Genomic DNA, 13,335 nt, shown 5'->3' with positions numbered 1-13,335 from the left:
ATGATCATGTCGAATCACTGGTCGATGTGCAAGCAAGTCGTTACACTGTTGGACAAATAATAACAGCAGCATTATAGCGGACCGATATGTATCAAAACTATTTTGGTCTTCAGGCAGAGCCGTTTTCCATTGCCCCGGACCCGAATTACCTTTATCTGAGTGAGCGACACCAGGAGGCTTTGGCGCACCTTACGCAAGGACTGCAGGGCAGTGGCGGCTTTATTTTGTTAACCGGGGAAGTTGGAACAGGCAAAACTACGGTATCCAGAGCGTTACTGGAGCAGCTGCCCGAGTCAACGGAAACGGCGTTTATTCTTAACCCTATGCTGAATGAGGATGAACTGCTTGCAAGTTTGTGTGATGAATTTGGCATTCGTTATCAAAAACGCTCCGCGACCCGCAAAACACTGACCGATAAGCTCAGCCAGTTTTTTCTGAAAGCCAATGATGATGGCCGCCAGTGTGTGGTGCTTATTGATGAAGCCCAGCATCTGCGGCCTCAGGTGCTGGAGCAACTGAGGTTACTGACCAACTTAGAGACTCATGACCGTAAGTTGCTTCGGGTCATTTTAATTGGTCAGCCGGAATTACAAGACTTACTGCGTCGGCAGGAACTTCGTCAACTGGCACAGCGTATTACCGCCCGCTATCATATTTTGCCGCTGACAGAGCAGGACACGCAACGCTACATTGCTTACCGCCTGCAGGTGGCCGGCGCAAACCGGCCTTTGTTTACTGCTGCTGCAGGAAGGAAGGCACACCAGTTAACGCAGGGTATTCCCCGTTTATTAAACCTTTATTGTGACCGGGCATTGCTGGCAGCTTATACGGAATCCAGTAGCGAAGTGTTGCCAAGGCATATACAGCAAGCGCATATTGAACTGAATGGCACTACCGGTAGCAGGAATCGGCAGCCACACTCGGCTTTATGGCGCTGGGCGGGGGCTTTTGTGCTTCTTGTTGCCAGCGCTATTGGCAGTTACACCCTGATTAACAATACCGAAAAACCATCGGATGATGCTACCAGCAGTCAATATCAGGCCGCAAAGGAGCTGGCTAGTGTCTGGGGCTTGCCTGAACCGCCGGTAGATGCGGATTTTTGTCAGTGGGTAGAACAATATGATCTCGCTTGCCTTGAGTTAAACCAGAGCCTGCAGCAGCTGCGCAGCATTAACTACCCGGCATTGCTTTATAAGCGAGATAAAAGCGCCGATTTAATAACCGATGGTACGGCGATAGATACTACTGGCTGGAACGGGGCTTTCCTTATTTTGTATCAACAGCCGCTGGCTGAAAACGGCGACACACACCGCCAGTGGGTTCGTGAACAGCTGGAAAAACACCTGAGTTCTGAATGGGAAAGTCAGTCATCAGTTGAACAATTTAAAGCACTGCAAAAAAGCCAGGGGCTGCGGGTAACCGGAAAGCTGGATGAAGCGACAATGGCATGGCTGGCATCACGCGCGTCTGACTTTGGGCCCCGATTGAGTAAAGAAAGCGAGTAAAGAGAGCAAGTAATGTCATCCTTATTAAAAGCGTTAAAGCAGCAACAGTCGCCATTATTAAAGCAAACCTCAGTGCTTGATGCCTCGCTTATGGCTAACGATAAACACAACCGTAGCTGGAGTTGGTTACTTTGGCCTTTGGCGCTTATTCTCGGCGCAGTGCTGGGCTCTGCCGGAGCTGTTTGGCTTGGTGAAACAAACCAGTCTGAACGTCCTGAAGCGGAAAGATTCCGGTGGGGGGAAACCGCCAGTATTGAATCGGTTGAATGGGAAGCTGAACCCGAACCCGCTCCGGAGGAAGAACCTGAATTAACACAGAGTGCTGGTCAACAGCAATCGTCAGAATCGGAACCAGCCGGGCAAGCAGGAGCGCAGCGGCAAGCTCTGGATCTTTCGACTGTTTCGCCAGACTTATTACAGCGCTTTGAAGCGGCAGTGAATGATACCAGCACCGGTGATCATAGAACCGATACCAGTGTCATACCTTCATTAAGTGAACTTTCACGCTCGTTCCAGCGACAGGTACCAGCGTTTAGTTATGACAGCCACATGTATCGTTCCAGCGCGTCGCAGCGGTGGATTGAACTGAATGGCCAGCGACTGTACGAGGGCGATGCGTTAAGTCAGCTGACAATATTGCGAATAGAGCCACAAAAGGTGGTTTTGGTGAAAGACTCACAGGCATTCTCCCAGCCAGCATTAGAAGACTGGCAACCATAGAAATTATTGACATCCTGCTATGGGATTCATACTCTTGTGCAATAAAGTTTAAACAGGCGTTTAAATTATTAGTTTGAACGCTTCGTGATCCCTACAAGAGGTAATGATATGGCTGACTACAGAGCTCCCCGCGACGACATGGATTTTGTTCTGCATGATGTATTCCGCGTTGCTGATGACTGGCAGCAGACTCCGGAACTTGCCGACATGATGGACGTTGAAACTGCTGGCGCTATTCTTGATGAAGGCGCAAAAGTTGCAGAAAACTTGGTTGCCCCCATAGCCCGCGAAGCGGATGAAGAAGGCGTTAAGTTTAAAGACGGAGAGGTGACAACACCTAAAGGCTATAAAGAGAACTTTCGCCAGTTGGCTGAAGGTGGCTGGGTTGGTGTAACGGCAAACCCCGATTTTGGCGGCATGGGGCTGCCGAAATCTTTATCTGCTCAATACGAAGAAATGCTTTGCAGCGCGGACATCGCCTTTTCGCTTTATCCGGGCCTAACCTCCGGCGCTATCATGGCAATTAATTCGCATGGCAGTGATGAGCTGAAGAACCATTATTTACCGCGTATGGTTTCGGGTGAATGGACAGGCACCATGTGTCTGACCGAGCCGCATGCCGGGACGGATTTAGGCATTATTCGCAGTAAGGCGATTCCCGCGCAAGACGGCAGTTTTTCGCTTAGCGGCACCAAAATATTTATTACTGGCGGTGAGCACGATTTAACCGACAATATTGTGCATCTGGTGCTGGCAAAATTGCCTGACGCACCGGCGGGAACAAAAGGTATTTCGTTGTTCGTGGTGCCTAAGTTTTTGTCCGACGAGCAAGGTAACCTGACCGAACGTAACAATGTTAGCTGCGGTTCTATTGAACACAAAATGGGTATTCACGCATCAGCAACCTGTGTGATGAACTTTGATGGTGCAAAAGCCTGGCTTGTAGGTGAGCCTCATCGTGGTTTACCCGCTATGTTTACCATGATGAACTATGAGCGATTAGGCGTTGGTATTCAGGGGCTGGGAGCGGCAGAGCGTTCGTACCAAAATGCTCTGGAATACGCGAAAGATCGTATTCAGGGACGCGGCGCAAAAGCAACTCGTAACGACCAAGCCGAAGCCGACTCAATTTTAGTGCACGGCGATGTGCGCCGTATGTTGCTGACAATGAAGTCTCTGACTGAAGGTGGTCGCGCGTTTTCGACCTGGGTCGGGCAGCAGCTCGATCGTTCAAAATATGCCGGGGATGACAAGGTTAGGCAAAAGGCCGATGCCATGGTGGCGTTATTAACGCCTGTTGCGAAAGCTTTTTTAACCGATACTGGACTGGAGTCGACCATTCATGGCCAACAGGTTTTTGGTGGGCACGGTTATGTCAGAGAGTGGGGCCAGGAACAATTGGTTCGCGATACTCGTATAGCTCAAATATACGAAGGCACTAATGGTATTCAGGCGCTGGACTTGCTGGGGCGTAAAGTCTTTGGTTCACAAGGCCAGCTACTGCAGCCGTTTAATGAGGAAATTCAGAGCTTCCTGGAGGAATCCTCTACCAGCAGCGAATGGATAAAGCAGCGTGAGCAATTGCAGCAGGCGCTGAATATATTGAATGGTGTCAGTGAAGAAGTACTGCAAAAAGCGGCTGGTGATGAGAACTTAGTAAACAGTGTGGCGGTTGAGTATCTTCATCTGGTAGGTTATGTTTCTTACGCTTACCTGTGGCTGAAAATGGCAATAGCCGCAGAACCGCTGTTAAATGACAAGCCATACCTGGCAACGAAAGCAAAAACGGCACGTTTCTATTTTGCCCGCATTTTGCCGCGCATTCATAGCCTGGCAGCCGCGATAAAAGATGGTAGTGAAAGCCTTTACTTACATAGCGACGATGACTTCTAAAGACGAAAAAAAAGAAAGCAATGCATTGACGTTTTATCGTGATAGTCGCCGCCCCCAGGCTTGGGGCGGCTTCTTTTTAGCGATATGGATGGCAATTTATATTGGCGATGCAGTTCCCTTATGGATTATCGTTTCAGGCGCGCTGCTGACCATGGCCATTGTTATGGCAATTGTGGTGAAGTTCAGGCCATTACAACCAGCCGCGTTTTATAACAACCTTGAGCTAACGGAAAAGCGCTTAATTTTACCTCCCAGAACTTACCAGTTGGAAAACCCGCCGGTGCTGCAGCAGTATGAAAAAGATTTAGCCGGTTTACGGTTTGTTGATGAAAAAGGGCAGCGGCAGGAAATAATTGTCGTTTTAAATGACAGCCTAAGACAGCAACTGGAAAACTATCAGGTAGAGCTAAAAAGTTACGAAGAAAAATAAACGAAGAGTAAAGTAAAAAGCCAGCGATTTCTCGCTGGCTTTTTTGTCTCTTGCTGGCCTTTAATCGTCTAAAGACAACAAGGTTGCGTTACCGCCAACGGCAGTAATGTTGTCACTGCGCGTTTTTTCGGTGATAAAACGAGTAAGGTAGTGTGGACCACCGGCTTTCGGTCCGGTACCAGACATGCCGCGACCACCAAATGGTTGTACGCCGACAATCGCACCTATCTGGTTACGGTTAATGTAGACGTTACCCACATCAATACGGCTAGCCACGTCGTGAGCGAAGGTTTCGTTACGGCTGTGAATACCGAAAGTTAAACCAAAGCCAGTGTTATTGATGCTCTCAATAACCTCGTCAATTTCACTCGTTTTAAAGCGAATAACGTGCAAAATAGGACCGAAGTTTTCTTTCACCAACTGGCTGATACTGTCAATTTCGATTGCTGTAGGGGCAACAAAAGTACCACCCATAGCGTAATCGGGCAGTGGCGCGCGGGCAATTAGGCGGCCAGCCTGCTGAATATCAGATATGTGCTGTTCCAGGTTGGTTTTAGCAATTCCGTCGATAACCGGGCCAACGTCAGTTTCATGCAGCAGTGGGTCACCAACTTGCAGCTCTTCCATAGCGCCACGTAGTAAGTCGAGGACACGGTCAGCAACATCATCCTGTACGAACAGAACACGCAGAGCCGAACAACGCTGTCCCGCACTCTGGAAGGCACTGGCAACGATATCGGTGACAACCTGTTCCGGCAGAGCAGTAGAGTCAACCATCATAGCGTTCTGTCCGCCGGTTTCAGCAACCAATGGCACAATTGGACCAGTACGCGCCGCTAGCGCGCGGTTAATGGCCTGAGCGGTATAGCTTGAACCGGTAAAGCAAACGCCGGCAATGTCTTCCTGGCTGGTTAAGTAGCTACCGACCTCGGCGCCACTGCCCGGCATAAAGTGCAATACGTTACCCGGAATGCCTGCTTCCAAAGCCAGCTGCACTGCGCGGTATGCGATAAGCCCGGTTTGTTCTGCTGGTTTAGCAATAACTGAGTTACCGGTAACCAAAGCGGCTGCAACCTGGCCGACGAAAATGGCAAGGGGGAAGTTCCATGGGCTGATACAGATGAAAGTTCCACGACCTTCAACGAACAGCTCATTATCTTCGCCTGTTGGACCCGGTAACTGAATAGGACCACCCATGAGTTCACGCGCCTGGTTGGCGTAATAGCGACAGAAATCAACGGCTTCGCGAACTTCGTCGATACCGTCCTGTAAGCCTTTGCCTGCTTCTACTGAACACAGCGCAATAAGCTCGTTGCGGTTCGCTTCCATTAAGTCGGCAAATTTCTCTAAGCATTCCGCCCGCTCTTCGGTTGGAACGTTACGCCAGGATTTGTAGGCAGCGTTCGCACTTTTCAGTGCTTGTTCAGAGAGCTTTTTATCACCCCAGTAGATACTGCCAACCTGCTTTGAGGTTTCCTGAGGACTGGTAATACTGACATGGTGGTCGGTTTCTATGGTTTTCCCATCGACGATGGGACCGCCTTGCCATTGTTTGTCACGGTATTGTTGAACCGCTGCAATAAAATCATCTGCTTGTGAGTGAATATTCATATTCAATCCTAATGAATTTGTGCGATCCCCATACATTTCTGAGGGAAGTGGAATTTTGCTGTTTGCGTATTTTTCGTGGCCGGACGCGGTTTTCATCGGGTGCTCGACCAGATCATTAACCTGCGTATCAGAGTCCAGTAGTTTATGGACAAATGACGAGTTAGCACCATTTTCCAGCAACCGGCGAACCAAATAGGGCAGCAAATCTTTGTGAGGGCCAACTGGTGCATATATACGCACCACCATACCTGGATTTTGCTCCATTATAGTGTCATACAAGCTGTCACCCATGCCGTGCAAACGCTGATACTCAATGCGACGTTGATGGGTCTCATTCATTTGTTGAATGGCCATAAAGGTTTGCGCGTTGTGAGTCGCGAGTTGTGGATAAATGGCACCGTCAGTATCGTCACTCAGTAAGTATCGGGCACAAGCCAGATATGAAATGTCGCTGTGTGACTTACGAGTAAATACCGGGTAGCCAAGCAGACCGTTTTCCTGAGTCCACTTAATTTCGTTATCCCAATAAGCCCCTTTTACCAAGCGAACCGGAATTTCATCACCACACTCTTTTGCCAGTGCAGTTATCCAGCACAAGGTTGGTAGTGCACGCTTCGAGTAGGCCTGTACAACCAAACCAAAACGTGGCCAGCCTTTACAGACGCCGCTGCGGTAGACTTTCTCAAACAGCTCCATTGAAAGCTCGTGGCGATCGGCTTCTTCGGCATCAATGGTCACACCAACGTCGGCTTCTTTGGCCAGCTTGACCAGTTCGGTCAACGTGGTGGCCAGCTCAGTTAGTACACGTTCGTGATTTGATGCTTCATAACGAGGGTGCAAGGCTGACAATTTAATTGAAATTGTCGGGCGCGGCGCATCCGGGTTATTGAATTCTTCTTTGGTTATCGTCTTAATTGAGTTGACGTACTGCTGCTTGTAGTAATCCGCATCCTTCATGGTTAATGCGGCTTCGCCAAGCATATCGTAAGCGTGAGTGTAGCCCTTGTCGCGGTTATCACGGCTTTCTTTCAAGGCTTCCTCAATGGTACGTCCTAGCACGAACTGTTTACCCATAATTTGCATGGCGGTATAGGTTGCTTTGCGAATAATAGGTTTACCGAGTTTGCGAACCAGACGACGGAACGCACCGCGCGGTGTTTCCATGGCTTTGCCTGTAGGGTTTGTCACACTGTTTGTCAGTGCTAATCCCCAGGTGCCTGAGTTAACTAACCAAGACGCGCTCTGGCCCATATGCTTCTGCCAGTCTCCGCCGGAAAGTTTGTCTTGAATTAACGCATCAGCTGTATAAGCATCAGGAATTCGCAATAATGCCTCGGCAAGGCACATTAAAATAATGCCTTCTTTGGTATCTAAGCTGTACTCTTGCAGAAATGCGTCGACGACGCCGTTATCTGCCTGTTCCCTCACTTGCTCAACTAATTTAGCTGCGCGCTCGGTTACTGCGCTAACCGTATCATCATCGGCAGGAACCAGCGGCAACAGTTCACGCATATATTCGTCTTCATCAACAATATAATTGTCAGTAATTGCCTGCTGTAAGGACTTTAAGTCCTCAGCCTGATGCTGTTTGGATAGCACCTCACTCGCTTTGAACATAGCATCTCCTGTGTAGCCAGGCCGAAGCTCGGCGTGCTTCCCCAAAGTTGGGAATCGGCGCAAGTATAAGCTTATTTTTGCGCGGGTAAAGACCCTTCATGGTCGGATCTCACGTTGCAACTTTTCACCCTTGGTGTCAAGTGAACTAAATGCCCGTGTTTGTTGACCGTTAGCCGCCAAGCCAGTACCTTTAATCTAACTTATTAAACGCATCGGAATCGATTTATGTCACAAGAAGTTGAGCTCAAGTTACTGATTGCTCCAGAACAGCGAGAAAAAGCACTCGAAGTCTGCCAGTCGTTGGCGGATTCTCATAAGGCAAAACCCCGCAAAGAACAATTTGAACTCAAAAATTCCTATTTTGACACGTCCGATTTACGTTTACGTCAGTTCGACATTGGATTACGGATACGCAGCGATAAAGATCATAAAGAGCAGACGGTGAAACTGGCTGGTCGGGTTATGGGCGGTATGCATCAAAGGCCTGAGTACAATATTGATATTGATAGCGACAAACCAGACTTAACCCTGTTTGATAACGAGATATGGCCGGATGACTTTCCGGTTTACGATATTCAGCGCGATTTGGACACCTTGTTTGTGACTAATTTCACCCGAACCCGTTGGCGGCTTCCCAGTGGCGAAGGTGTAATCGAAATGGTTTTTGATGAAGGTCAAATAGAGTCGGGCGAGCAGCGAGAACCTATAGCGGAAATTGAACTGGAGTTACAGGGTGGTTCTTTAACCGAGGTATATCGCCTGGCGCACGAGTTAGTGAAAAAAGCCGGTGCGCGGGTCGGCTCGTTAAGTAAAGCAGCAAGGGGCTATCTGCTGGCTGGAAAAAGCTTGTTGGAGCCTTTTACACAAATGCACTATGTACCAATCCACTCTGAGCAAAATGTAGGTCAGGCGCTTTACCGATCGTTAGAGTCTGGCTTGCGTCATTGGCAGCATAATGAAGCCTGTCTGGACTTCCAGCCCAGTGTCCGGGCGGTACAGGGAATGGCGGACGGCATGCAAATGGTGCGGGTTGTGTTGGAGCAGCTCATTGAGAACGGTGTTGGAGAGCGACGGTTGCTGACTGGCATATCGCAAATAACTGCGAAGCTGCAGTGGCTCAAGCGCTTTGAAGGGCTGGATGAGCTAACCGCTGAAGATGGGGCTTATCATCGTGCGCTTAAGCGTTACAGCAAATTGTATGAATCTTTAGTCAACAGTCAGGAGGATGTTATTCGCCTGAATGAGGTCGCTGAATTAGTGCATTCTGCCGCATACCAGAAAACCGTACTGGGGTTGTCGGAATTTCTGTTGAAAGAAGAAATGACAGAGGAGCTGGAGCAGCCGGTTTTGCCCTGGAGCAGTCAACTCTTAAAAAGCGACTGGCAGCTGGTACAAACGGCATTTTCTGAGCACGAAAAGCTTAGTGAAGAAGGGTATCTTAAGCTGCTGACCCCCTTGCAAAATAGCCTTTTGATGGGGACTTGTTTCGGACATTTATTTGATGCGGATTTGAGAGAAAGTTTTCGTTTGCCCTGGCAGGATTTAGCCCGGGGTATTCGTGAAATTACCGCATTGCATATTTTGCATGAGCGTATTCGGGATCGCGACGATGAAGTGGATGAAAAACTGATGGACTGGCAAAAAGTACAGCGAGAATCCCTGTTAAAAGCTCTTGAATATTCTCGCAAAGCTGCGCTGAAACGTGAACCATACTGGTTAAATTAAGGTGGTTATGCTAACTCCCGACAATAAATTGATGAGCGAGACGGAAACAGCCTGGGAACGTTTTAAAGAGGTTGCAGAGAGTATTAAGCTCACAGCTGAACAGGAGCAGATATTACGGGCTCTATTCGCTGTCAGCCCGTTCATTGGAAGGGTTGCAGAAAGTTACCCCGAGCATCTTATAACCGATTTTTTTGACGGCAGTGGAACCACTGTTTATTTGGTTGATGCTGAAAGCTACGGTGACCGTATAGCAGAGTCGTTAAGTCAAATAACGAACGAAGATGAGGCAAAAAAATGCCTACGGAGACTACGACACTGCTGGATGGCGAAGCTTGCCGCAGCCGATATTCTGCAGCAAGTGTCGTTAAAGGAGTCTTTGCACCATTACAGTACCTTTGCTGATGCAGCAATTAGTAAAAGTCTGGAGTGGTTGTTTGAGCGTTTTGTCCAGCGCCACGGTAAACCGCTTGATGCTAATGACCAGCTAATGCCTATGCTGGTCATTGGTATGGGCAAGCTGGGCGGAAAAGAGCTTAATTTTTCGTCCGACATTGACCTTATTTTTGCTTTTCCTGAACAAGGCGAAACACAGGGGCCCGGACGTAATCTGGAGCACGGGGTTTTTTACAAGCGGCTGGCGCAGTCACTTATTGGGTTACTTGACGAGACGACTGCGGACGGGCAAGTGTTCCGGGTCGATATGCGGTTAAGACCTTTTGGTCAGTCGGGCCCGTTGGTAACCAGTTTGAATGCTCTGGAACATTACTACCAGGAGCAGGGGCGCGACTGGGAACGTTACGCCATGGTTAAAGCCCGCATGATAGGGGCTGATGGACAATATGAGCAAGCGTTTCAGCAGTTGATACGACCTTTCGTTTACCGTCGTTATATTGATTTTGGTGCCATTGAAGCGCTGCGTAAAATGAAGCTTTTAATTACCCAGGAAACCCGCCGACAGGGAGTTAAAAATAACATCAAGCTGGGTGCCGGCGGGATTCGCGAAGTGGAATTTATTGTCCAGGCGCATCAGCTTATTCGCGGAGGGCAGGAAAAATCACTGCAGACACGTTCAGTTTACATTGCTATGAACGGTCTGGTGGAACTCGATTTGATCAGCTCGGAGCATGCTAGCCAGCTACTGGAAGATTACGAGTATTTGCGGGTTATTGAGCACCGTTTGCAACAAATTGATGACCAGCAAACGCAGCAACTACCTAACGATGAAACAGGTCGCGCACGGCTGTGCGCAATGTTGAATGAACCTGAGTGGGAGAGCTTGCAGAGAAAAATTGACGAGTGCATGGAGCGCATTCATGCAGAGTTCCAGCAGGTGGTTGGTGCGGAGTCTGAAGATGACGAGGATGAACAAGGCTTACAGGTTTTGTGGCAGGACATGCTGGATGATGATGCTGCGATAGAAATCATAGAAAGTGAAGGGGTTGATGAACCCAAGGCTTTATGGGCTCTGATTAAAAACTTTCGTCAGGAGAGCCGGCGTCGAAGTTCAGGTCCAAGAGGGCGTTCAGCATTAGCAAGGTTAATGCCGATAATGCTTCGACATGCTATTCAGCATCAGCACCCGGAACGTTTGCTGGAAAGGCTGCTTTCTATTATTAAAGCGGTTATGAGCCGAACGGCGTATATTGAATTGCTGGCTGAAAACCCCGGCGCCCGCGAGCAGCTTTGCAAATTGTGTATGGCCAGCCCATGGATCTCTGAACAGCTGGCTTTGCACCCCATACTTCTGGATGAACTGATTGACCCGCAGCAGCTTTACAGCCTGCCTGAGTCAAAGGATTACGCGGCTGTGCTGCGCGAATACCTTGTACGTATTCCTGAACAAGATTTAGAAACACAAATGGATGCGTTGCGTCAGGCTAAGCAGGCACTGCAACTTAAAATTGCCGCAGCGGATATTAGCGGCGTTTTAGAATTGATGAACGTCAGTGATCATTTAAGTGCTCTTGCAGAAGCGACTATCGCTGAAGTGGTTGGCCTGGCCTGGCAACATCTGACTCAAAAACACGGAAAGCCTGCAGGAACCAGCATTGACAATACCGGTTTCGCCGTAATTGGATACGGAAAATTGGGTGGGCAGGAGCTTGGGTATGGCTCCGATCTTGACTTGGTTTTTGTAACGGATGCCAATTATCAGGGGCAAACAGACGGGCAACGACCTATTGAGGTTCAGCAGTTTTACTTACGCCTGGCACAACGAGTTCTGCATTTATTCACTACCCGAACGGTTGCTGGCATTTTGTATGACGTGGATTTACGCTTGCGGCCGTCAGGACAGGCCGGTTTATTGGTGACACAGGTGAATTCTTTTGCCCGTTATTTGCGGGATGACGCCTGGACCTGGGAATTACAGGCATTGGTGCGTGCGCGACCCGTATACGGTGTTCCTGCATTAAGAGACACGGTTATGGATATACGCCGGAGCGTTCTTTCTCAACAACGAGATGAACACGAACTGCGTCAGAATATTGTTAAAATGCGTGAAAAAATGCGTGAGCATCTGACCCAAAGAAACAGCCGGAAATTCGACTTAAAACAAGACCCGGGCGGTATCGCCGATATTGAATTTATCACTCAGTATCTGGTTTTGCGTTATGCGCATCAATATCCAGAGCTATGTAAATACAGTGATAACGTCAGGCTTCTGACTGAAGCGCAACAGTTACATTTACTAACAGAAGTAGACGCTCAAAACTTAATTAACGCGTTTCAAATCTTCCGCTGTGAGAGTCATTCGCTGGCGTTACAGGGAGAGCAGTTATTGGAGGAACACAACCTGGATAATGAACGTCAGGCTGTGCTCAACTGCTGGAATCACTTACTGGAAGATGACTGATAGTAGCTTGGCATGTTGGGGTCAGGACGAGTCTTAAACCGGCGGTGAACCCAGAGATATTGTGTCGGAGCTTTTAGAATGGCGTCTTCCACTAAACTATTCACGCGTTCGGCATCCGCTTTTTTGTCTCCTGTGGGGAAATTGTCAAGCGGCGGTTCGTAAAAGAGATCGTAACCGCTTCCGTCGTCACGTCTGACGCAACGGCTTACCATGACTTTGCAGTTAGGGTTGCGGGCAAAAAGCATAGTGCCCAAGGTTGTTGAAGCATCCGGCACGGCAAAGAACTTAACAAATTCGACGCGACGACGACCATAATCCTGATCCGGAAGATAGCCGGCGATGTCACCTTCACTAAGCGATCTCATCATGGCTTTAACATCGCGACGCTGGATCATATATTTGTTTGAACGCCCTCTGCCGCGGGTTTGTAAGAACTCCATGACCGCATTATTGTGTGGGCGATAAAGACCAACAGCTGGCTCGACAAAGCCATGTAAGCGGGCGTGAACTTCGAGGCTAAGGAAGTGAAATAGCAGTAGCAGAACACCACTGCCATCTTCCTGAGCCTGACGCAAATGCTCTTCGCCATGAACATGCAGTTTACGTTTAATCCGCCAGCTCGGCCACCACCAGGCCATGCCCACTTCAAAGTATGCGATTCCGGTATTTTTAATATTTTCGGTTAGCAATGTCTCGATTTTCTCATTGCTGTATTCCGGAAAGCAAAGCCTTAAGTTGGTACGGGCAATATTCACCCGGCGCGGCATGAGTTTTTTAAACAGCAAGCCAAGCCCACGACCCATGGCCAGCTGTAGTCGATAAGGTAGCCATGACACACTATACAGGATGAAAACACCGAGCCAGGTAAGCCAAAACTTAGGATGTAAAAAGTAGAATTTAAATTTGGGAGGTTCGATCACAGCTGATGTCGCTTATTATTCGCTATTTGCCGCGGATAGTAACATAAAAATTCAAAAATG

Annotated in this window: 8 protein-coding genes; 6 read left to right on the top strand and 2 right to left on the bottom strand. The window is 48.7% G+C overall.

Features of this window, described 5'->3' with window-relative positions:
• The first annotated feature begins 86 nt into the window (after window positions 1-86).
• The 4 genes from U0358_RS10075 to U0358_RS10060 all read left to right on the top strand — a co-directional run bounded on the left by U0358_RS10075 (window position 87) and on the right by U0358_RS10060 (window position 4,548).
• The gene (locus U0358_RS10075) at window positions 87-1,505 is read left to right on the top strand and encodes an ExeA family protein (RefSeq protein WP_322406161.1); all 1,419 of its coding nucleotides are present in this window, start codon (window positions 87-89) and stop codon (window positions 1,503-1,505) included.
• A 12-nt stretch (window positions 1,506-1,517) separates the two neighbouring features.
• Window positions 1,518-2,225: a general secretion pathway protein GspB gene (locus tag U0358_RS10070; RefSeq protein ID WP_322406160.1), complete on the top strand. Its 708-nt coding sequence runs from the start codon at window positions 1,518-1,520 to the stop codon at window positions 2,223-2,225.
• Between the two features lie 108 nt (window positions 2,226-2,333).
• On the top strand, window positions 2,334-4,118 hold the full coding sequence (locus tag U0358_RS10065) for an acyl-CoA dehydrogenase C-terminal domain-containing protein (RefSeq protein ID WP_317497254.1): 1,785 nt from the start codon (window positions 2,334-2,336) through the stop codon (window positions 4,116-4,118).
• On the top strand, window positions 4,108-4,548 hold the full coding sequence (locus U0358_RS10060) for a hypothetical protein (protein WP_317497253.1): 441 nt from the start codon (window positions 4,108-4,110) through the stop codon (window positions 4,546-4,548). Before U0358_RS10065 ends, U0358_RS10060 begins: the two co-directional genes overlap by 11 nt.
• A 60-nt stretch (window positions 4,549-4,608) precedes the next feature.
• Here U0358_RS10060 and putA read toward each other — a convergent pair whose 3' ends face one another.
• On the bottom strand, window positions 4,609-7,776 hold the full coding sequence (putA, locus tag U0358_RS10055) for a bifunctional proline dehydrogenase/L-glutamate gamma-semialdehyde dehydrogenase PutA (protein WP_322406159.1): 3,168 nt from the start codon (window positions 7,774-7,776) through the stop codon (window positions 4,609-4,611).
• A 225-nt stretch (window positions 7,777-8,001) separates the two neighbouring features.
• Between putA and U0358_RS10050 the strand changes: the two genes are divergently transcribed.
• Together U0358_RS10050 and glnE are read left to right on the top strand one after the other, a co-directional pair.
• Window positions 8,002-9,501, top strand: coding sequence for a CYTH domain-containing protein (locus tag U0358_RS10050; protein WP_322406158.1), 1,500 nt, complete (start codon window positions 8,002-8,004; stop codon window positions 9,499-9,501).
• A 7-nt stretch (window positions 9,502-9,508) separates the two neighbouring features.
• On the top strand, window positions 9,509-12,355 hold the full coding sequence (gene glnE, locus U0358_RS10045; protein ID WP_322406157.1) for a bifunctional [glutamate--ammonia ligase]-adenylyl-L-tyrosine phosphorylase/[glutamate--ammonia-ligase] adenylyltransferase: 2,847 nt from the start codon (window positions 9,509-9,511) through the stop codon (window positions 12,353-12,355).
• On the opposite strand, the gene lpxL is transcribed toward glnE, so the two are convergent.
• Entirely contained in the window at window positions 12,334-13,275 is a 942-nt protein-coding gene (gene lpxL, locus U0358_RS10040) for an LpxL/LpxP family Kdo(2)-lipid IV(A) lauroyl/palmitoleoyl acyltransferase (protein WP_322406156.1), read from the bottom strand. The genes glnE and lpxL overlap by 22 nt on opposite strands.
• Window positions 13,276-13,335 lie beyond the last annotated feature (60 nt).

The sequence above is a fragment of the Idiomarina sp. PL1-037 genome, assembly GCF_034422975.1.
In the GTDB taxonomy this organism is placed as follows: Bacteria; Pseudomonadota; Gammaproteobacteria; order Enterobacterales; family Alteromonadaceae; genus Idiomarina.
The sequence above is the reverse complement of the archived record's forward strand: the minus strand, read 5'-3'. Positions and strand labels throughout refer to the sequence as shown.